We start from the raw sequence: 20,300 nt of genomic DNA on the forward strand, positions 1-20,300 counted from the left end.
TAAATAAGCGTTATTCCGGAGCGGTAATTTATTGTTGTAATAATAGTGAAGAGGTTGACCATGTTTAAAAACAGACTTGCCAGCCATCTTGAACGTGGCGTTATTGGTTTCCCCACGACGCTTGCCAGCTCCGTCGGGCTGATTATGGCAAGCCCGGTGATCCTGACCGTGACCAGTGGTTTTGGCTCAGGGGGAGATACCTTTGCTCTTGCGGTATTACTGGCATTTATTATGATGCAAGCGCAGATTACCACCTTTGCCGAAGCGGCAACGCTTATTCCCACGACTGGCTCCGTCTACGACTATATTTCCTGCGGGATGGGGCGTTTTTTCGCTATCACCGGTGCGCTTTGCGCTTACCTGATCGTACACATTTTTGCCGGCACGGCAGAAACGATTCTCGCTGGCGTCATGGCGCTGGTGAACTTTGAGTCTGTTAGCGAACACGTGGCCATGCAGCACAATACCTGGATGGTTGGCGTCGGCATGGTAGTGGTTTTCGGGTTACTGAATGCCATTGGTGTTGAAGTATTTGGCAAGGTGGAAGTGTTTCTTACATTCGGTATGTGGACTACCCTGACCATCTTCGGTTTATGCGGGATCCTGTTATCCCCGGTCACTCATCATTCCGGGTGGTTTGGCGCACCGCTTGATGTCAGTAATCTTTCTGGTCTGTTTGGTTATATTGGCATGGCGATGTTTATGTTCGTCGGTTGTGAACTGGTCACGCCAATGGCGCCGGAAATTAAAAAAGCGCATCGTACGATTCCCAGAGCGATGGCGCTTGGCCTTTTAGCGGTGGCAGGTTGTATGTTCCTCTATGGCGCTGCGATTAACCGGCAGGTAAATAATGTGGTGGTCGATGCGGCAAACCATATCTTTTTACTGGATACGCCGATGGCTATTCCCGCCTTTGCCAATCGTGTCATGGGACATGTCGGGCAATACTGGCTGGGCGTGGGGTTGTTGTTAGCGGGATGTGCGACGATTAATACGCTAATGGCGGCAGTACCGCGTATTATATACGGCATGGCGCTGGACGGCGCTTTGCCGCGGTTTCTGACCTGGTTGCACCCCCGCTTTAAAACACCGGTCATCGCCATCGCATTCGGTGTTGCGATTCCCTGTTTACATGCCTGGTATCTGAACGGTGATATCGACCACATTGTTCCGCTGATCCTCGCTGCGGTCTGCGCCTGGGGAGTAGCTTATCTGCTGGTAACGTTATCGGTCGTTATCTTACGTATTCGGCGCCCCGATTTACCACGCGCTTACCGGGCCCCCTGGTTTCCCTTACCTCAGATTATTTCGAGCGTGGGTATTATTATCGCCATTATTAATATCGCGCCTCCAGGAATGAACAGTCGGGATGTACTTATACCATTCGGTATTATGCTTGGATTGACTGCCGCCTATGCCTTATTCTGGACATTATGTGTGCAACGGGTTAATCCTTTCCTCCCGCTTCCGGTAGAAGAGGTCGTGGAACGGGCTATGGGCAATTATGAAAAGCGAAACAATGAAGAGATGACGCCAGATGTCCTCCGTCCCCTGGTTTAAGAACGCATTAATGAATATGGTGTTACGTGATTTGAGCGGCTGGCGTTGTGAAAAATTGACCGAACATAGCGCCGTGCTGCATCTGAATGCATTTACCCAGGTTATCTGCCATGTTCAGCAAAAACGGTTATTCATGGCCAGTATTCACAGTTGTGAATTCAGGGTGAAAGGCACAATCAATTATCCTTTGCAGGGCAAAATTCGCGTTCATCAGCCCGGATGGCTGAAACGTTATCCCGTCATTTTTACTGGCAGCAAAAGTACCGCCGGGCTGATTAACTATCTTAATTGTTTCCCCAATTTACAACAGGCACTGAGTGAACTGGATTATCGTCGGTTTACGCTGGTTTTACATCATAAGGAATGGTATTGCGGCATTGAGCTATGGGCTGCTAGCGAAGTGGTTTGTAAAATGCCGCCGCTGCGCCGTTATCTGCGGCTTGAGCGGCACCAGCGTGTTCTTCTGCTTAGTGTGATAAATATGATCAATCAGGCCATGAATCAATGGCTGCAACAGGATACCGACGCCAGATAATATGACATTTTATTGAGGCATCAGCTCAGAGAGTGGTATTAATTCAGGCATATATGACAATGGGGAAAAGACCCGCAATTGACGCGGGTTAAAAAGCACGCTTTCACATATGCTGTGAATGTTGTACCGAAGACATTCTGGTTCGGGAAACCAGTTCCGTGCGATTTATCACTTCTGTTTTAGCAAAAATATTACGTAAATGCGTTTTCACTGTTGAGAGAGAAATATTCAACTGACGGGCAATCAATTTGTTGCTGGCCCCTTCGCAGACCATTCCCACAATTTCACGCTCTTTGGCGGTCAATATTGACGCCAGATCGTTGTCTTCCTGAAGAGAATCATGAATTGCCAGTCCCAGTAATGGTTGTACTGCCTGGGCTCGCAAACGCTCTTCGCTGGAAAAAGGTATATCGCGCATTAATGAAATGCCCGCGATAATACGATGGCCCCGACGAATAAAGATCTCAATCATGTCGCACACATGATTAGGTAGCATAAATTCATGATAATAATGGCGATGACGAGCACAGATGCCGGGCGTCATCGTCGCTACTGTAATAACCTGTTGGCCGAATCGGGAAGGCGATAGCGGGTCTAATGGTTGAAAATGCTCCAGATATTGTTGGTGTGTGCTATTAGAAATATTATGTAAAACATAGGCTTCCGGCTTTAAATAAGCATTAACACGATAAAAAACCGCCGACGACAGAGGAATGAGTTGCGCAATGCTCTGTAAGCAATGGAGAGTGATCCCGTCATTATGGCCAGTAGTTGATAAGGCTGACATGTTATCTCCTTCCATCCGGATGAGCGCGTCGGGGCGCAGTAAAATAGTGGTATGTTGAAACATACAATTTACATTCGGTTAACACAATCATTCACATGTTAATAATGTGACGTATGTTGCGGTATTTTTTATAACATATTGAAAATAAATGATTTTAATTTAAATCCTGTCTGGTTATTCTAAAAAATAATTTAAAATTATTAATATAATTTTTTCTGTCGCGGTTGACTCATCTCCTGAAAATGCCGTGAGTTCTCGTCCTTCAGGACGATATTCTTTTGAGACGCCTGTTCTATGATTTTCTGTAATAGCGCAGGTTAACAGAGACTTAATTTCTGGCTCAGACAGGATTTGCTAAATAACATTTCAATAGCGTCATGCGCTATGCAGAAAACCGGCGTATCAATAGATACAGCCTGCTCTCGGCATTCTGCCCGCAGCGCCAGACGAACGCTATTGCGAAATGTGAGTCATGTCTCCGCATCAGAAATGATAACTACAGGACAGAATAATGTTGAATCTCAACACATTACGGCAACAACAAATCCCCGTAATGACGGAATATCGCGCGCAGATACCCTTTCATATTCTGGCAAAACCCATAGGCCCTGCATGTAATCTGGCCTGCCGCTATTGTTATTACCCACAGGGCGAAACGCCCGTAGAAAAAATGAATGAATCAACGCTGGAGGTTTTTATTTGTCGCTATATTGCGGCGCAACCTGCCAGTGCGCGTGAAATTAATTTTGTCTGGCAAGGCGGTGAACCGCTTTTAGCCGGAATCGGTTTTTATAAAAAGGTAATAGCGCTTCAACAACGATATGCGCCTGACGGCGTGACGATCAGTAATAGTCTGCAAACGAATGCGACGTTGTTAAACGATGCCTGGTGCCGTCTGTTTCGCGACAATAATTTTACTATTGGCATCAGTCTTGAGGGCAGTGAAGACTTGCAAAATCATCATCGTCCGGGCAAACGCGGCGAGGCCAGCTATCCGGCGGTGTTGCGGGGAATCACATTGTTACAACACTATCGAGTCGATTTTAATGTACTGATTGTCGTGCATGATGACATGGCTCGCCATGCGGCAGCCATCTACGATCATGTTGTTAGCCTTGGCGCTCGTTATCTGCAATTTCAGCCACTGATGAACGAAGGCAACGCCCTACAGCAACGTTACCAATTGAGTGCGGATAACTGGGGACGTTTCATGATTGATATCTGGCGTCAATGGCGCAAACGCGGCGATATGGGACGGGTTTTTGTGATCAACATTGAACAGGCATGGGCACAATATTTTACGCATATCAGCGCCACCTGTGTCCATTCCGCCCGCTGCGGAACGAATCTGGTCATGGAGCCGGACGGCAAACTCTATGCCTGCGATCATCTGATTAATAGCCAGCATTACCTGGGACAGCTTGCTAATAATACGTTAGCGCCAGCCGTAGATTCCGCAACCCGGCTTCCCTTTGGTATTAAGAAAAGCCAGCGCCGGGAGTGTCAACGGTGTTCTGTGAAAATAGTCTGCCAGGGAGGCTGCCCCGCACATATCAACAGTGCCGGCTACAACCGACTTTGTAGCGGCTATTACTCTTTTTTCACGGAGATTCTGGCTCCGCTACGCGCCTGGCCCCGGGATCTGAATGGACTGAAAGCCTGGCGTGCTGACGTTATGGGTAGATTTTCGGGCTGATGGTTCCTCTTGCCGCATTTGCCCGCCGCTCTTGTACAACATCCGTAGTCTGAAATGGAGAATAAGCCGTGAAAAAAGAAGTAACACTTGCCACACTCAGCATTATCTTCTCCGGTACGGCGCACAGTACGCAAAACGAACGTCCTGATATTATCGTGATTATCGCTGATGATATGGGATATTCTGATATCACTCCCTTCGGTGGGGAAATCCCAACGCCTAATTTGCAGGCGATGGCTGAGAACGGCGTGCGGATGAGTCAATATTACACGTCTCCCATGTCTGCTCCCGCCCGTGCGATGCTATTAACCGGGAACACCAGTCAGCAAGCGGGTATAGGCGGTATGTGGTGGTATGAAAATACCATAGGTAAGGAAGGCTATGAATTGCGCCTGACTGATCGGGTGACGACCATGGCTGAACGCTTTAAAGATGCTGGTTACAATACGCTGATGGCGGGTAAATGGCATCTTGGTTTTACGCCAGGCTCGACGCCAAAAGATCGGGGCTTTCGTCATTCTTTCGCCTTGATGGGGGGAGGCGCCAGTCACTTTGATGATGCCGTGCCGCTGGGAACCGTGGAGATATTTCATACCTATTATACCCGTGACAATCAGCGCATTTCACTGCCCTCTAGTTTTTACTCCAGCGAAGCCTATGCCAGCCAGATTAATCGCTGGATCAGCGAGACGCCACGGGAACAACCTATCTTCGCGTGGTTGGCCTTTACTGCGCCACATGATCCTCTGCAGGCGCCGGATGAATGGATTAGTCGTTTTAAACGTCAGTATGAACAGGGCTATGCAAACGTCTATCGTCAGCGTATTGCTCGTTTGAAGAAACTGGGTTTCCTGCGTGATGACATACCTCTGCCAGGACTGGAACTTGATAAAGAATGGCAGGCAATGACCCCGGAACAGCAGAAATATACGGCGAAGGTGATGCAGGTTTACGCTGCTATGATCGCCAATATGGATGCACAGATTGGCACCGTTATTGAGACATTAAAAAAGACCGGGCGCGATAAAAACACGATTCTGGTCTTCTTAAGTGATAATGGGGTGAATCCGGCAGAGGGCTTTCACTATGAATCTGAACCAGATTTTTGGAAGCAATTCGATAATCGTTACGAAAATATTGGTCGTAAAAATTCATTTATCTCTTATGGTCCCCACTGGGCTGATGTCAGCAATGCGCCTTATGGTCGCTATCACAAAACGACCAGCGGTCAGGGGGGAATTAATACCAGTTTTATGATTTCCGGTCCTGGTATCATCCATCATGGCGCCATAGATAACGCCACGATGGCGGCGTATGATGTTGCGCCCACGCTCTATGAATTTGCAGGTATTGATGCCAGTAAATCATTATCTGAAAGACCGACACTGCCAATGATCGGCGTGAGTTTTAAACGCTATCTGACCGGTGAAAGTCTGCACGCGCCTCGCACACAATATGGTGTTGAACTCCATAATCAGGCGGCCTGGATAGATGGGGAATGGAAATTGCGTCGTCTTGTCACAGTATTCCCACAGGCGGGTAATGCTCCATGGGAATTATTCAACCTGCAACGTGACCCCCTGGAAACGCATAATCTCGCAGCAGATTATGTGGATAAAGTGAAAATACTGAGCAGTGCATATGAGGCATTTGCAAAACAGACAATGGTGCTTTATGCCAAAGGCAAGCTTATCGATTATGTGGGTATCGACAGTAAAACCGGGCGTTATCTGGCTGTCGATCCACAGACATTGCAGCCAGTTCCTGCTCCGTTAGCGATTCCTTTAGACACAAAATCGGACCAATAATTATTGGTTACGTTTCAAATGATTATTCAACGCTCACATAACCGCATTCAGCCAGTGACTTTCAGGATGAAGTTTCTCAGCGTTGGCGATGTATCGCCGCGCCGGTATGCCAGAGCCAGCTTTGCGACGGGCATCTGGTCTGCAACGGGGCGGTATACTACTCCCTTGACATTAACCTGTCTCATTGAATCTGGAACCATCGACACGCCCATCTCTGCCGACACAAGGTTAATGACTGACGAAATTTGCGGCACGAGTTGACCAATTTTCGGTTCAAAGCCCGCTTTACCGCAGGCCTTGATCACTGCGTCATAAAGCGACAGGCCGATTTCACGTGGGAAGAGTAAAAAAAACTCATCTTTGAGAATCGAGAGTGCAATCTGTTTACACGCCGCAGCAGGATGCGTTTCTGCCAGCACAATAACCATTGGCTCTTCAGACAGTAACCTGAGCTGGAACCGTTCATTGCCTGTAAAACCGGGTCTCAGAAAGGCAACATCCAGCGATCCTTCATTCAATTCATCAGCCAGTTGAGTTGTATTTCCTTCCTCAAGCTGCAAACGAACGTCAGGATAAGCCCGCTTGAAAGTACGGATTGCGCCGGGCACCACACTGTTAAATGCCGCAGAGGCAGTAAAACCCACCCTTAACACGCCCGATTCCCCCCTGGCAACACGCTGCGCCGCCAGCACGGCTCTTGTCGCGGTAGCAGGCATCCCTTTAACAACATCATAAAATGCTTTTCCAGCCTCGGTTAATTCCGCGCCATGAGGCACTCTCCGGAATAGCTGCGCTCCCAGCTCTCTTTCCAGATCCTTAATCTGTTGGCTTAGCGGCGGCTGACCTATGCCTAATTTTGTCGCAGCCCGCGTGAAATGCCGCTCTTCAGCGACGGCGAGAAAATAGCGAATATGGCGCAGTTCCATCCTCATCTCCAAAAGCAATTAAGAATGGCACCATCATATATTGGAAGAATGAAACCAGCGAGCGCATAGTGAGGTTAACAGGAGGTGCAATATGCCCGATATTTCTCATACACCGACACGTAGCTGGCTTTTTACCCCAGCAATTCGACCAGAACGTTTCATAAAAGCAGTTGAAAGTGCGGCGGATATTTCTATTATCGATCTTGAAGATTCCGTCACCCCGAATGACAAGGCGCAGGCCCGGAAAATTGCGATGCAGTTCCTTTCATCCCGACCAAACTCATCGCTGAAAATAGCATTAAGAATTAATGGAATGAATACTCATGCTGGCATTGAAGACCTGCATATGTTACTGGAATGCCGTTTTTTTCCTGATTACATTATTCTTCCGAAAACAGAGTCAGCCGCGCACCTGCAAATCGTGGATAGTCTTATCATGATGGCTGGTTCTGATACTCGCCTTATTGGCATTATTGAGTCAGTTGTTGGGCTTAATGCCGTAGAGTCTATTGCGGACGCCACCCCCAGACTCTGCGGGTTGATGTTTGGCGCCGCAGATATGGCGGCTGACATTGGCGCGACACCCGCCTGGGAGCCTCTTGCGCTGGCGCGGGCCAGAATAGTGGCTGCCTGCGCTATGAAAGGGCTTCTTGCAATAGATGCTCCCTTCTTTGATATAGGCGATTTTTCAGGTCTGAAAGAGGAAACGCTGCAGGCGCTCAGTTTTGGTTTTTCTGCAAAATCGGCTATTCACCCCGCTCAGATTAGTGTAATCAACGCCGCATTTACTCCTACAACGGCAGAAATTAATCATGCTCGTGCAGTACTGACAGAGAATGCCAAAGGCGTCGGGATCGTTAGCGGCATGATGATAGATGCAGCCGTTGCCCGTCAGGCCCGGAGATTACTCGCCCGGGCAGGGATCTTTTCCTGATTTTATTAACAGAGGAATTGATTATGAACACGTTATTACCCGCTTATAAAACCATTAGCGAGGGGCGCTACCGAGAAATTTCGGGTCTTTACTGGGAGGATTTTCATCCCGGTGATGTTTTTGAACATCGTCCCGGCCGGACGGTTCTGGACGCCGATAATGTGTGGTTTACCCTGCTCACTCTCAATGTGCAGCCGGTCCATTTCGATGCGGCTTACGCCAGCAAAACGGAATGGAAAAAGTTACTGGTTGATTCAACGTTCACTCTGGCGCTTTTAACCGGTATGAGCGTGCGTACTGTCAGCGCCAAGGTCGTGGCCAATCTTGGCTGGGATAAGGTACAAGCCGTCCATCCGGTTTTCGCAGGGGATACACTTTATGCTGAAAGCACTGTACTCAGCAAACGCCTGTCAAATAGTCGCCCGGGACAAGGCATCGTTACCGTTCGGACATGTGGTATTAACCAGAATGGTGTAGAGGTCATGCGCTTCGAACGAACAATGTTAGTTTATTGCTGTGGATGTTCGCCTGAAGAAGACGCCGCTTATTGAGAAATCGCCCTGAGGTTTAGAGTCATGATGAATGTTAATGCAGTGTATGCCGAAAAATGCGTGACGCCTGACGAGGCGGTTACTTTAATTACCTCCGGCAGTCACCTCTCTATGGGAATGTTTGCAGCAGAGCCTCCAGCTTTGCTGAATGCGCTGGCAAAGCGAGCGAAAAGGGGAGAAATCAACGATCTGCGGGTTTACTGTTATGAAACAGCCAGCATTGCCGGGAACACTATTTTCCGTTATGAGCTAAGTGACTATATTCATCTCTACAGTATGTTTATTACCGGTATTGAACGGGCTTTAATACGTCAGGGGATTGAGAGTTCCGGGCGAAAAATAGTTAACTATGTACCTTCAAATTTTCATCAGGCGACGCGATTACTAGCTGATGATATTGGTATTGATACCTTTATTCACACCGTGTCCCCTATGGATAAGTATGGCTATTTTAATTTTGGAACTGGAAACGATTATTCCACCCGGATTGCGAGGACAGCTAAAAAGCTTATTGTCGAAGTTAACAAATATATGCCGCGCGTTCATGGAGAAGGTGCTGCAATCCATATTTCAGAAATTGACGCCATTGTTGAAAACCATGTCCCTTTAATTGAACTACCAATACGTACTGCCGTAGCCGAAGATATTGCTATCAGTCAGATTATCGCTTCTCTTGTGCCAGATGGCGCTTGTCTCCAGATGGGGGTCGGCGCATTACCGGAGCTCATCTGTAATGCGCTCAAGGAACATAATGATCTGGGGGTCCATACAGAGGCGCTGAATCCGGGGTTGGTAAGTTTGATTCAACAAGGCGTCGTTACCAATCAGCGTAAAAATATCGACCGGGGAATGTCTGTATTTACTTTTGCTATGGGACAAAAGGATATGTATGACTATCTCAACGACAACCCCTCTTTTTTTAGTCGGCCTGTCGATTATGTTAACGATCCGGGGATCATTGCGCAAAATGAGAATGTTGTCTCCATTAACGCTACCTTACAAATCGATCTCACTGGTGCCTGTAACTCTGAATATTTGCTTGGACACCAGTACAGCGCTTCAGGAGGGCAATTGGATTTTGTCAGAGGCGCATATGCATCTAAAGGAGGTCGTTCCATTATTACGACCCGCTCAACGGCCGCGAATGATACGATTTCTCGTATTGTTCCCCGCCTTGAGGGGCCTGTAACAACCCCACGAACGGATACGCACTGGATAGTCACTGAATTTGGCTCCGTAAACCTGAAGGGGCTCTCTTCAACCGAGCGTGCGCTCAGCATCATTGAATTGGCACATCCCAATTTTCGGCAGCAACTTAGAGTAGATGCAAAAAAAATGCATCTGATTTAAAAGTAGGTTAATGCTATTTTTTAATGTAGCATCCCTAAAATATAAACATCATGAGTCTATTCAAATGATAATTGACAGAATTGATCACCTTGTATTAACGGTATCTGATATATCAACCACAATAAGATTCTACGAAGAGGTACTTGGTTTTTCTGCGGTAACATTTAAACAAAACAGAAAAGCGTTAATATTTGGAGCGCAAAAAATTAACCTCCATCAGCAAGAAATGGAGTTCGAACCAAAAGCGAGTAGACCAACGCCGGGATCTGCCGATTTATGTTTTATTACATCGACACCGATAAATGATGTTGTGTCTGAGATCTTACAGGCAGGCATTCCCATTGTTGAAGGCCCGGTTGAGAGAACTGGAGCCACAGGCGAGATAATGTCTATCTACATCAGGGACCCTGATGGAAACTTAATTGAAATTTCGCAGTATGTTTAATGTTAAAACTTACTATTACTGCCTTTATTATGATCACGCATCCGTTTATATTGGTCTAATGGAGATCATATGGCAATAATTTCTGGAAAGAGTCTATGTTCAAACTTATTGACTTGAAGACATCGAGGTATTCATAAGAAAGCATAAAAAAGGAAAGGTGGTGCCCGGACTCGGAATCGAACCAAGGACACGGGGATTTTCAATCCCCTGCTCTACCGACTGAGCTATCCGGGCAACGAGGCGCATTAAACCGTAATCGCCTCGCTTCGTCAATGAAATTTCTTCAAATCAACGTAGACTGCACAATCTATCACCACTTTGTTGTTATTGCACGCAGAATCAGGCAAAAAACATCGCCCATGCGGCGGAGATCGGCATCGCCAGCAACAGCGCCGGGAGCATATTCACTACCGGAAACATTTTGATTCCACATACACGCAAGCCGGTAGCCACCAGCAGCAGTCCACCCACGGCGCTAAAGTCGCCCATCATTGCCGGCGTGGTCAGTGGAAGAATGAGGGTGGCGCAGGCGGCAAGCGTTAACTGGATAATCAACATCGGCGCGCAAATCGCCGAAACGGCGATGCCAAGCGAACAGGCGAAAATAATGGCAGTGAAAAAATCCAGAAAAGATTTAGCGATCAAAATGTTTGGATCGCCGGTCATCCCTTCATGCATCGCGCCGAAAATACCGGTGCCGCTGGCGCAAAAAAGTACAATGATAGCGACGTAACTTTGAATAAATGAGTCGTGTGTCGGCTTCTTACCCGATGCCATAAATAATTGTTGGATTTTCGCGACTGCGCCATTAATGCCTTTTTCCAGCAAACAAAACTCGCCGATAAGCGCGCCGACCAGCGTCGCCAGCACCATCACCGGAAGATTAGCGCACTTCATCACCAGCAGAATGCCAATTCCCAGAGAGCACAGACCAAAAATAGACGTCATTGAGACGCGAATCCGTTCTGGCAGACGCTGACTTAACAGCGCGCCAATAACGCCGCCGAATAAAATTGCGCCAGCGTTAATAAAAGGTCCAATTACCACAATGACTCCTGTTATTTGTCTTTCAAATTGCCTTATTATCACGCGATTAAGCTGTTAATAGCTTGATTATCTGTGACGTATAGAGCGCTGATTTTACCTTGCGCCGCCTGGTGAAAGGTGCCATGATTGCGCGAAATTTCTCCTGCCAGCATGGGGCTCGCCGGGATGAACATAGCGCCTTTATATTGTCTTCACTGTCGCCTGACTGCGCGAGGTTTGCCCCTTTCTTTCCTTTTTTTGTCATCCCCGCTATGCGGTGAGGGCAGCGCACGCTCACTGCAGGACAACAGTAAAATCAGAAACAGTCTGTTTTTACTGATGTCTGGCGGTCGGAGCTGGTATCCAGTTTGACCCGGCATCTCGTTGGGCAAGGCATCGGGCCTTGTCTGGGGTTACTCTACTCCCGAAACGGGTATTTGCGCTTATGAAATCAATGAATATTGCCGCCAGCGGTGAACTCATCCCCCGTCTATCCACCCACCGAAACGTAGTGGCGCTGGACAGTACCGACTTTACCGATGTGGCCGCAGTCGTCATTACCACTGCCGACAGCCGTAGCGGTATTCTGGCGTTGCTTAAACGCACCGGTTTTCACCTGCCGGTGTTTATGCTTGCGGATGAACCCGTCAGCGCGCCTGTCGGCGTTACGGCGGTAATCGGCGGGAACGCGCAGGAATGGCTGGAGTTGGAAAACGCCGCCAGTCGCTACGAAGCGGAACTTCTGCCGCCCTTTTATGACACCCTGACCCAATATGTCGACATGGGGAATAGTACCTTTGCTTGTCCGGGGCACCAGCATGGCGAGTTTTTTAGAAAACATCCCGCAGGCCGCCATTTTTATGACTTTTTTGGTGAAAACCTGTTTCGTGCGGATATGTGTAACGCCGATGTGAAACTTGGCGATCTGCTAATACATGAAGGTTCTGCCAAACACGCGCAGAAATTTGCGGCAAAAGTGTTTAATGCGGATAAAACCTACTTTGTGCTGAATGGGACTTCGGCGGCGAATAAAGTGGTCACCAACGCCCTGCTGACGCGCGGCGATCTGGTGCTGTTTGATCGTAATAATCACAAATCCAACCACCACGGCGCCCTGATTCAGGCCGGGGCGACGCCGGTCTATCTTGAAGCGGCGCGTAACCCGTTTGGTTTTATCGGTGGTATTGATGCGCACTGTTTTGATGAAACGTACCTGCGCGACCAGATTCGTGACGTGATGCCGGAAAGCGCCGATGCGCTGCGTCCGTTCCGCCTGGCGATCATTCAGCTGGGTACCTATGACGGCACTATTTACAACGCCCGTCAGGTGGTGGATAAAATCGGGCATCTCTGCGATTACATTCTGTTTGACTCCGCGTGGGTAGGCTATGAGCAGTTTATCAATATGATGGCGGATACCTCGCCGTTGCGGCTGGAGCTTAATGAAAACGACCCAGGGATCTTTGTGACCCAATCGGTACATAAGCAACAGGCGGGGTTCTCACAAACCTCGCAGATCCACAAAAAAGATAACCATATTCGCGGCCAGGCGCGTTTTTGCCCGCACAAACGCCTGAACAACGCCTTCATGTTGCATGCTTCAACCAGTCCGTTCTACCCGCTGTTTGCGGCGCTGGATGTCAATGCCAAAATCCACGAAGGGGAGAGCGGTCGCCGCCTGTGGGCGGAGTGCGTTGCGCTGGGCATTGACGCGCGTAAAGCCATTCTCGCCCGTTGCAAACTGCTTCAGCCCTTTATCCCACTGGTGGTTGACGGCAAGCCGTGGCAGGCATATCCGACGGAGACCATTGCCAGCAATCGTCGTTTCTTCAGTTTTGAGCCCGGGGCGAAATGGCATGGCTTTGAGGGTTATGCGGATGACCAGTATTTTGTCGACCCCTGTAAACTGTTACTGACCACGCCAGGTATTGATGCCGATAGCGGGCAGTACACCGAATTCGGCATCCCGGCGACCATTCTCGCCCACTATCTGCGTGAGAACGGTATTGTGCCTGAGAAGTGCGATCTCAACTCGATTCTGTTCTTGCTGACACCCGCCGAGAGCGAAGAGAAACTGGCGCGGCTGGTCGCGATGCTGGCGCAATTTGAACGGCACATTGAAGACGATACGCCGCTTGCGGATGTATTGCCGACGGTTTTTCAGAAATACCCGGTGCGCTACCGCGATTACACCCTGCGTGAGCTATGTCAGGAGATGCACAATCTGTACGTTAGCTTTGACGTTAAGGATCTGCAAAAAGCGATGTTCCGCAAAGAAAGCCTGCCGCATGTGGCGATGAACCCACAGGACGCCAACAGCGCCTTTATTCGCGGCGATGTAGAACTGGTGCGTATCAGCGAGGCGGGCGGGCGTATTGCTGCCGAGGGGGCATTGCCATACCCGCCGGGCGTACTGTGCGTGGTGCCCGGGGAGATTTGGGGCGGCGCGGCGCAGCGTTATTTTTTGGCGCTGGAAGAGGGCATCAATCTGTTGCCCGGTTTTTCGCCGGAATTGCAGGGGGTATATAGCGAGACCGATGCCGATGGAATTCAACGCTTGTACGGATATGTTTTAAAGTAACGTTGCCTGCAGGCCGGATAAGGCATTTACACCTTATCCGGCCTGCGAAACAGGGCAAGGATTAATGTGCAACGGGTTGCGAACTTGCCGGAACGCGAACGTGTTTGTATTTGAACAAGGCTACGAACGCGAAGGCCAGCACCAGCGAGTAGCCTGCGAAGATGAGCCACACGGTCTGCCAGTCGGTAATGCCGTTTTGAGTGTAATACTCCACCACTTTACCGCTCACAATGCCGCCCAGGATACAGCCGAAGCCATTGGTCATCATCAGGAACATCCCCTGCGCGCTGGCGCGGATTTCCGGGCGTACTTCTTTTTCGACAAACACCGAGCCAGAAATGTTGAAGAAGTCGAAGGCGCAGCCGTACACAATCATCGACAGTACCAGCAGAACGGTACCGAACGGCGTCGGGTCGCCATAAGCGAACAGGCCGAAACGCAGCATCCACGCCACAATACTGATAAGCATAACGTTCTTAATACCATAACGGCTCAGGAAGAACGGAATGGTCAGGATGAATAACGTCTCAGAAATCTGCGAAATCGACATCATCACCGAGGCGTGCTGCACGATAAAGCTACTGGCGAATAGCGGATCTTTATCAAAGCTATGCAGGAAGGTGTTGCCAAACATGTTGGTGATCTGCAGTTCCGCGCCCAGCATCATGGAGAAGATGAAGAAAATCGCCATCCGCTTATTTTTAAACAGCGCAAAAGCGTCAAGGCCCAGCATTGATGTCCAGCTCTGGTTTTTCTGTTGGTTCGCCACCGGAATGTGCGGCAGGGTAAAGGTAAACAGTACCAGCAGAACGGAAAGCGTCGCGCCGATATAAAGCTGCATATGGCTCAGCTCGAAACCGGAGAAACTCACGCCCCACATCGCCAGAATAAAGCCAATGGTGCCCCAGATACGGATAGGCGGGAAGTCAGTCACGATATCCATGCCGGCAGACTGCAGGCGGTAATACGATATGGTATTGATCAAGCCCAACGTCGGCATATAGGCCAACGAGTTAAGCAGGATCACAAAGAACATCGCCCCAGGCGTAGTGACTTCCGCGGCCATGAATAGCGTGATGGCGCGACGACATGACACAGGGCATAGACCCATTTCGCGCTCAGCCATTTGTCAGCCACAATGCCTAACAAGGTCGGCATAAAGACGGCGGCAATCCCCAGTGAACTATAAACTGCGCCAATAGATGCGCCGTCAAATTTTAAGGTGACGAACATATACGAGCCCAGGGTAGTGAGCCAGCTTCCCCACAGACAGAACTGCAGAAAAGAGAGTATTTTAAGCTGCAGCTTAAGATTCATGTTAATTTCCTCACACCTGAGAGCGGATGAATGTTTTAAAAGGCACATTTGCCGTTGTGATTTGGTGTGATTCTATCAATGAGAGGCGGGCTTTTTTTGTTACCTGTGACAAATATTTGCAAACAATTTCTGATTGCAAAGCAAAAGGGTGACGGAGTTAACACTTTTGCCTTTCCCGCCTCTGTCATTTGCTGGCCAGAGGCGGGATGCGATGGTTTATCGGCGGCGATACGATCGCTGGGCGGAATTCACCTTATACAGATAGCGGCGCGACTCCGCAGATGGATGTCGGGTGGTTAATATCTGGTACACATCCCCCGGCGACATGCGGTTAATCATATTCGCGGCCTGAATCTTATCGTTCGAGAATACGCGTAATACGCTGCCTGCGCCGCCATTATAGGCAGTAATGACCGCATAGCGCCGCGACGTCGGATTCTCGATACCGCTCAGATAGACATTATTCAACATCGCCAGATACGCTGTGCCGGTATCGATATTGCTGGCGGGGTCGAACAGGAAGTTACGGCTTGGCGTGCCGGACTTACCCTGAGAACGGAAAACATCTTTCCCGGCGCTGTGTTGCACCACCTGCATCAGGCCCAGCGCATCCGCGTGGCTGACCGCATACGGGTTAAACGAGGACTCCGTTTGCATAATCGCCAGAATCAGCGACTCGTCAACGCCGTATTTACGGGAGGCCTGGCGTACCATGCCAATGTATTTATGCGCGCGTTTATCAAGGTGGTTCGGCACCAGATTAATGGTGACGCTGTAAATAATACGCAGGCCGTTACTGCGGCTTTTGAGCCGCGTTTTCAGCAAGTAATCCGCGAATGTCGTGGCGCGGCCTTCCCAGCGAATAGGCTGGCCGGTATTGTCGAGGACCTGACCATACAGGAAGGGTTCTTTAGAAATTTTTATGTCATCGACATCGGAGTAAAGATCGACGGAGGTTGGGTCGTCACCCATGAGCAACGTTTTAATAATAGCCCGGCGCAGATGTGCGGTAGGTTCCGTCCCGGCGATGGTTTCAACGGTAATGGTCCCATCATCAAAGTTGATGTGGCTACGGGTCTGGAACTGATCGGTATATTTGACGTAGTCTTTCGGCCCGGCAATCAGGACTTCCTTATATCCCCACAGATTTTCAATATTGTTGGCAAATTGCCCCATCAAAATATCAAAGCCGTTGGTATCCTTGACCCAGGCTTCATTATACGTCTCGCCTTTTTTGGTCGAACTGGAGCAGGAGATGAGCAACGGCGCAATAACAGCAAGCGCGAGTAATTTTTTCATCATTCCGGGAGTGCATGTTGTGTTGTCGTTATGCCATGTTGCCGGGCAGCGGCGCTAAGGGCTTATCCGGCATAACTCACAGGCCGAATAAGCGCAGCGTCATTCAGCAACGGGCCTATTTTTTATCTTCCGGCGTATAACCTTCGATATGAACGTCTTTGCCTTCGAACAGGAAGCTCACCATCTCCTGTTCCAGCAGCTTACGGTGCTCGGCGTTCATCATGTTGAGCTTTTTCTCGTTAATCAACATGGTCTGCTTATGCTGCCACTGCGCCCACGCGTCCTTAGAGATCTCGTTATAGATACGTTTTCCCAGTTCGCCAGGGTAGAGCTGAAAATCTTGCCCTTCAGCGTCGCGTTGCAGGTAAGTACAAAAAATCGTTCTGCTCATAAGTCATCCTCTTCATCGACCGGGGCGTTAAACTGGCGCTCCGGTACGTAACTGCTGTAACAAGCGCTCCACGGGGGCCGCCAGTCCGACTGACGGCGGTTGCGCTAAGTTATACCAGAGCGCGCTGCCTTCATCCATGCAGGCGTCCAGTGACGACACGGGAAGCCACATAGGCACAATATCCAGGTGGAAATGGCTAAATGTGTGGCGAAACGCGTTAAGCTGGGTCAAATTATCAGCGTTAACATGCCGTTGCGCCAGCCATTCACGTAATTCATCTTCGCTGGCGAACTGCGGAAAGCAGTAGAGTCCGCCCCATAAACCGCTGGGAGGGCGCTGCGCCAGGAAAATCTCCTGATTATGCTGTAACAATAAAAAGTAACCCGTCCGCTCCGGCAACGTCTGTTTCGGTTTCTTACCCGGATAGCATGACCAGCTTTCATGCGCAGCGGCGATACAACCGTTTTGCAGCGGACACAGGGTGCACTTTGGCTTTGAACGCGTACAAACCATCGCGCCCAGATCCATCATCGCCTGATTAAAACGCTCCACGCCGCGTGCGGGCGTCACTTGCTCGCTCAACGTCCACAGCGTATTCTCCACCTCTTTTTTTCCAGGCCAGCCGCTAACAGCATAACAGCGAGCCAGCACACGTTTAACGTTTCCATCAAGAATCGGATAATGTTTACCTAACGCGAGGGAGAGAATTGCGCCGGCGGTTGAACGTCCGACGCCGGGGAGCGCGGCGATTTCGGCAAAAGTTTGCGGGAATTCTCCACCGTGAAGCGTCGCCACCTGTTGCGCCGCTTTATGCAAATTACGTGCGCGGGCGTAATAGCCGAGCCCGGTCCATAAATGGAGTACTTCATCCAGCGGCGCATTCGCTAAATCCGTTACCGTCGGAAAGCGCGCCATAAATCGCTCAAAGTAAGGAATCACCGTCGTCACCTGCGTTTGTTGCAACATGACTTCCGAGAGCCATACTTTGTAAGGCGTCTTGTTAATTTGCCAGGGCAGCGTTTTCCGCCCGTATTTGTCGTACCAGTCCAGAACCTGGGCTGAAAATTGAGACGCTTGCATGGAAACTCATTCATTATTGCCGGGGGCAAGATTGCAGCACAGAGGCCGCAGGGTGTAAACCGGAACTTTCCGCAGTGCGCTTCATGCTTGCATCCGGCAACTAACTTTGGATAATGCCCGTTTTCAGAACTCAAACACAGCAGACTACACTTTTATGAAAAACGACGTCATTTCACCGGAATTTGATGAAAACGGTCGCCCGCTGCGCCGTATTCGTAGTTTTGTTCGTCGCCAGGGGCGACTGACAAAGGGGCAAGAACACGCGCTGGAAAACTACTGGCCGGTGATGGGCGTCGAGTTCAGCGAAGCGCCGGTAGATTTCGCCACGTTGTTTGGTCGCGAAGCGCCGGTGACGCTGGAGATTGGTTTTGGCATGGGGGCGTCTCTCGTGGCGATGGCGAAAGCGCGCCCGGAGCAGAATTTCCTCGGCATTGAAGTGCATTCACCCGGTGTCGGCGCGTGTCTGGCATCCGCTCATGAAGAGGGCGTTGAAAACCTGCGCGTCATGTGCCACGACGCGGTAGAAGTGTTGCATAAAATGATTCCTGACAATTCTTTATCGATGGTTCAGCTCTTTTTCCCTGACCCGTGGCATAAAGCGCGTCATAATAAACGCCGTATCGTTCAGGTGCCGTTTGCTGAACTGGTATTGAGCAAGCTGAAATTGGGCGGCGTTTTCCATATGGCGACCGATTGGGAAGCGTATGCGGAACACATGCTTGAAGTCATGTCTTCTATCGACGGGTACAAAAATCTGTCAGAGAGCAATGATTATGTACCGCGCCCGGAATCGCGCCCGGTAACGAAATTTGAACAACGTGGCCATCGTCTTGGTCATGGCGTATGGGACTTAATGTTCGAGAGGGTGAAATAATGGCAAAGAACCGTAGTCGTCGTCTGCGTAAAAAAATGCACATTGACGAATTCCAGGAATTAGGATTTTCGGTGGCATGGCGTTTTCCGGAAGGTACATCTGAAGAGCAGGTCGATAAGACTGTCGATGACTTTATTAATGACGTTATTGAGCCTAATAAACTGGCGTTTGACGGCAGCGGCTACCTGGCCTGGGAAGGGCTGATTTGTATGCAGGAAATCGGTAAATGTACCGAAGAACATCAGGCGATTGTGCGTAAGTGGCTGGAAGCGCGCAACCTTGAAGAAGTCCGAACCAGCGAACTTTTCGACGTTTGGTGGGACTAATAAGTACAGGGTCGGCAAATGCCGGCCCGCTTTGTCTTGAGGGAAAGTTATGATGCGCAAAACGCTGCTGGCGGCAGTGCTAACGTTTACGGCGATGGCCGCTCATGCAGATTACAAATGCAGCGTCACGCCGCGTGACGATGTGATCCTGAGTCCACAAACGGTGCAGGTGAAAGGTGAAAACGGCAACCTGGTGATCACGCCGGACGGCAATGTGATGTACAACGGTAAGCAGTACACCCTTAGCGCCGCGCAACGCGAGCAAGCGAAAGATTACCAGGCGGAACTGCGAAGCGCGCTGCCGTGGATTGATGAGGGCGCCCGATCGCGCGTCGAAAAAGGCCGCGTGGCGCTGGATAAAATCATCGCTAAAGAGGTGGGCGAAAGCAGCAACATGCGTAGCCGTCTGACGAAGCTTGATGCGCAATTAAAAGCGCAAATGAACCGCATTATTGAACATCGTACGGACGGCCTGACGTTCCACTATAAGGCTATCGACCAGGTGCGTGCCGACGGTCAGCAGTTGGTGAATCAGGCGATGGGCGGTATTTTGCAGGACAGCATTAACGAAATGGGCGCCAAAGTAGTGCTTAAAGGCGGCGGCAATCCTTTACAGGGTGTGATGGGCAGCCTCGGTGGTTTGCAAACCGCTATCCAGAACGAATGGAAAAACCAGGAGAAAGATTTCCAGCAGTTTGGCAAAGATGTCTGTAGCCGCGTAGTGACCTTAGAAGATAGCCGCAAAGCGCTGGTTGGCAGCCTGAAGTAATCTTTCCTTTTTAAACAATGGCGCAGATCGTATCTGCGCCTTTTT

At 49.7% G+C, this 20,300-nt stretch carries 18 protein-coding genes, 1 tRNA gene and 1 pseudogene; 12 read left to right on the forward strand and 8 right to left on the reverse strand.

Annotated elements, in window-relative coordinates; all coding sequences use genetic code 11:
• Positions 1–60 precede the first annotated feature (60 nt).
• On the forward strand, positions 61–1,560 hold the full coding sequence (locus J1G48_RS03565; RefSeq protein ID WP_000475960.1) for an APC family permease: 1,500 nt from the start codon (positions 61–63) through the stop codon (positions 1,558–1,560).
• Positions 1,538–2,095 (forward strand): DUF3156 family protein, encoded by a 558-nt coding sequence (locus J1G48_RS03570; RefSeq protein WP_000100099.1) that lies wholly within the window; start codon positions 1,538–1,540, stop codon positions 2,093–2,095. Before J1G48_RS03565 ends, J1G48_RS03570 begins: the two co-directional genes overlap by 23 nt.
• Positions 2,096–2,198: 103 nt before the next feature.
• Here J1G48_RS03570 and J1G48_RS03575 read toward each other — a convergent pair whose 3' ends face one another.
• Positions 2,199–2,882 (reverse strand): LuxR family transcriptional regulator, encoded by a 684-nt coding sequence (locus J1G48_RS03575; RefSeq protein WP_001275355.1) that lies wholly within the window; start codon positions 2,880–2,882, stop codon positions 2,199–2,201.
• 511 nt (positions 2,883–3,393) lie between these two features.
• Between J1G48_RS03575 and J1G48_RS03580 the strand changes: the two genes are divergently transcribed.
• Both J1G48_RS03580 and J1G48_RS03585 read left to right on the forward strand, forming a co-directional pair.
• Positions 3,394–4,578, forward strand: coding sequence for an anaerobic sulfatase maturase (locus tag J1G48_RS03580; protein ID WP_000933440.1), 1,185 nt, complete (start codon positions 3,394–3,396; stop codon positions 4,576–4,578).
• A gap of 68 nt (positions 4,579–4,646) precedes the next feature.
• Entirely contained in the window at positions 4,647–6,386 is a 1,740-nt protein-coding gene (locus J1G48_RS03585) for an arylsulfatase (protein ID WP_000712455.1), read from the forward strand.
• 47 nt (positions 6,387–6,433) lie between these two features.
• Here J1G48_RS03585 and ripR read toward each other — a convergent pair whose 3' ends face one another.
• A complete protein-coding gene (gene ripR, locus J1G48_RS03590) occupies positions 6,434–7,312 on the reverse strand; it encodes an itaconate degradation transcriptional regulator RipR (RefSeq protein WP_000423170.1) in 879 nt (292 codons plus the stop codon).
• A 91-nt stretch (positions 7,313–7,403) separates the two neighbouring features.
• On the opposite strand from ripR, the gene ripC reads away from it, so the two are divergent.
• From ripC to J1G48_RS03610, 4 genes are all read left to right on the forward strand, one after another.
• Positions 7,404–8,246 carry an itaconate degradation C-C-lyase RipC gene (gene ripC / locus J1G48_RS03595; RefSeq protein ID WP_001112897.1) on the forward strand — a complete coding sequence of 281 codons (843 nt, stop codon included), beginning with the start codon at positions 7,404–7,406 and terminating at the stop codon, positions 8,244–8,246.
• Positions 8,247–8,269: 23 nt separating this feature from the next.
• Positions 8,270–8,797, forward strand: coding sequence for a (R)-specific enoyl-CoA hydratase RipB/Ich (gene ripB, locus J1G48_RS03600; protein WP_001094307.1), 528 nt, complete (start codon positions 8,270–8,272; stop codon positions 8,795–8,797).
• A gap of 24 nt (positions 8,798–8,821) precedes the next feature.
• The gene (gene ripA, locus J1G48_RS03605; protein WP_000982337.1) at positions 8,822–10,147 is read left to right on the forward strand and encodes an itaconate CoA-transferase RipA/Ict; all 1,326 of its coding nucleotides are present in this window, start codon (positions 8,822–8,824) and stop codon (positions 10,145–10,147) included.
• A gap of 64 nt (positions 10,148–10,211) precedes the next feature.
• Positions 10,212–10,592, forward strand: a complete 381-nt coding sequence (locus J1G48_RS03610; RefSeq protein ID WP_000582672.1) for a VOC family protein — start codon at positions 10,212–10,214, stop codon at positions 10,590–10,592.
• 158 nt (positions 10,593–10,750) lie between these two features.
• On the opposite strand, the gene J1G48_RS03615 is transcribed toward J1G48_RS03610, so the two are convergent.
• Positions 10,751–10,826 (reverse strand) — tRNA-Phe (locus tag J1G48_RS03615).
• Positions 10,827–10,931: 105 nt separating this feature from the next.
• Positions 10,932–11,639, reverse strand: coding sequence for a DUF554 domain-containing protein (locus J1G48_RS03620; protein WP_000234466.1), 708 nt, complete (start codon positions 11,637–11,639; stop codon positions 10,932–10,934).
• 424 nt (positions 11,640–12,063) lie between these two features.
• Between J1G48_RS03620 and J1G48_RS03625 the strand changes: the two genes are divergently transcribed.
• The gene (locus tag J1G48_RS03625; RefSeq protein ID WP_000839732.1) at positions 12,064–14,199 is read left to right on the forward strand and encodes an ornithine decarboxylase; all 2,136 of its coding nucleotides are present in this window, start codon (positions 12,064–12,066) and stop codon (positions 14,197–14,199) included.
• Positions 14,200–14,260: 61 nt separating this feature from the next.
• On the opposite strand, the pseudogene J1G48_RS03630 reads toward J1G48_RS03625, so the two are convergent.
• The 4 genes and pseudogenes from J1G48_RS03630 to mutY form a co-directional block, all read right to left on the reverse strand.
• A pseudogene (locus J1G48_RS03630) lies at positions 14,261–15,516 on the reverse strand (nucleoside permease).
• Between the two features lie 216 nt (positions 15,517–15,732).
• Positions 15,733–16,818, reverse strand: coding sequence for a membrane-bound lytic murein transglycosylase MltC (gene mltC / locus J1G48_RS03635; protein WP_000976289.1), 1,086 nt, complete (start codon positions 16,816–16,818; stop codon positions 15,733–15,735).
• Between the two features lie 112 nt (positions 16,819–16,930).
• Positions 16,931–17,206, reverse strand: a complete 276-nt coding sequence (locus J1G48_RS03640; protein WP_000091706.1) for an oxidative damage protection protein — start codon at positions 17,204–17,206, stop codon at positions 16,931–16,933.
• Between the two features lie 27 nt (positions 17,207–17,233).
• A complete protein-coding gene (gene mutY, locus J1G48_RS03645; RefSeq protein WP_001148955.1) occupies positions 17,234–18,286 on the reverse strand; it encodes an A/G-specific adenine glycosylase in 1,053 nt (350 codons plus the stop codon).
• A 154-nt stretch (positions 18,287–18,440) separates the two neighbouring features.
• Here mutY and trmB point away from each other — a divergent pair, with 154 nt between their 5' ends.
• The 3 genes from trmB to J1G48_RS03660 are packed head-to-tail and all read left to right on the forward strand — an operon-like array spanning position 18,441 to position 20,255.
• Positions 18,441–19,160: a tRNA (guanosine(46)-N7)-methyltransferase TrmB gene (gene trmB / locus J1G48_RS03650; RefSeq protein WP_000786890.1), complete on the forward strand. Its 720-nt coding sequence runs from the start codon at positions 18,441–18,443 to the stop codon at positions 19,158–19,160.
• Positions 19,160–19,486: a YggL family protein gene (locus J1G48_RS03655; protein WP_001107574.1), complete on the forward strand. Its 327-nt coding sequence runs from the start codon at positions 19,160–19,162 to the stop codon at positions 19,484–19,486. Before trmB ends, J1G48_RS03655 begins: the two co-directional genes overlap by 1 nt.
• A 49-nt stretch (positions 19,487–19,535) precedes the next feature.
• Positions 19,536–20,255, forward strand: coding sequence for a DUF2884 domain-containing protein (locus J1G48_RS03660; protein WP_000984829.1), 720 nt, complete (start codon positions 19,536–19,538; stop codon positions 20,253–20,255).
• Positions 20,256–20,300 lie beyond the last annotated feature (45 nt).

The sequence above is a fragment of the Salmonella sp. SAL-020 genome, from assembly GCF_017372215.1.
Lineage (GTDB): Bacteria > Pseudomonadota > Gammaproteobacteria > Enterobacterales > Enterobacteriaceae > Salmonella > Salmonella enterica.

What these genes read in the sequence shown, in the direction of transcription:
- ripB (WP_001094307.1), top strand. Translation starts at nt 8,270, where the DNA reads ATGAACACGTTATTACCCGCTTATAAAACCATTAGCGAGGGGCGCTAC.
- J1G48_RS03575 (WP_001275355.1), bottom strand. Translation starts at nt 2,882, where the DNA reads ATGTCAGCCTTATCAACTACTGGCCATAATGACGGGATCACTCTCCAT.
- J1G48_RS03610 (WP_000582672.1), top strand. Translation starts at nt 10,212, where the DNA reads ATGATAATTGACAGAATTGATCACCTTGTATTAACGGTATCTGATATA.
- J1G48_RS03625 (WP_000839732.1), top strand. Translation starts at nt 12,064, where the DNA reads ATGAAATCAATGAATATTGCCGCCAGCGGTGAACTCATCCCCCGTCTA.
- ripR (WP_000423170.1), bottom strand. Translation starts at nt 7,312, where the DNA reads ATGGAACTGCGCCATATTCGCTATTTTCTCGCCGTCGCTGAAGAGCGG.
- mutY (WP_001148955.1), bottom strand. Translation starts at nt 18,286, where the DNA reads ATGCAAGCGTCTCAATTTTCAGCCCAGGTTCTGGACTGGTACGACAAA.
- J1G48_RS03580 (WP_000933440.1), top strand. Translation starts at nt 3,394, where the DNA reads ATGTTGAATCTCAACACATTACGGCAACAACAAATCCCCGTAATGACG.
- ripA (WP_000982337.1), top strand. Translation starts at nt 8,822, where the DNA reads ATGATGAATGTTAATGCAGTGTATGCCGAAAAATGCGTGACGCCTGAC.
- mltC (WP_000976289.1), bottom strand. Translation starts at nt 16,818, where the DNA reads ATGATGAAAAAATTACTCGCGCTTGCTGTTATTGCGCCGTTGCTCATC.
- ripC (WP_001112897.1), top strand. Translation starts at nt 7,404, where the DNA reads ATGCCCGATATTTCTCATACACCGACACGTAGCTGGCTTTTTACCCCA.
- J1G48_RS03570 (WP_000100099.1), top strand. Translation starts at nt 1,538, where the DNA reads ATGTCCTCCGTCCCCTGGTTTAAGAACGCATTAATGAATATGGTGTTA.
- J1G48_RS03640 (WP_000091706.1), bottom strand. Translation starts at nt 17,206, where the DNA reads ATGAGCAGAACGATTTTTTGTACTTACCTGCAACGCGACGCTGAAGGG.
- J1G48_RS03655 (WP_001107574.1), top strand. Translation starts at nt 19,160, where the DNA reads ATGGCAAAGAACCGTAGTCGTCGTCTGCGTAAAAAAATGCACATTGAC.
- J1G48_RS03565 (WP_000475960.1), top strand. Translation starts at nt 61, where the DNA reads ATGTTTAAAAACAGACTTGCCAGCCATCTTGAACGTGGCGTTATTGGT.
- J1G48_RS03660 (WP_000984829.1), top strand. Translation starts at nt 19,536, where the DNA reads ATGATGCGCAAAACGCTGCTGGCGGCAGTGCTAACGTTTACGGCGATG.
- trmB (WP_000786890.1), top strand. Translation starts at nt 18,441, where the DNA reads ATGAAAAACGACGTCATTTCACCGGAATTTGATGAAAACGGTCGCCCG.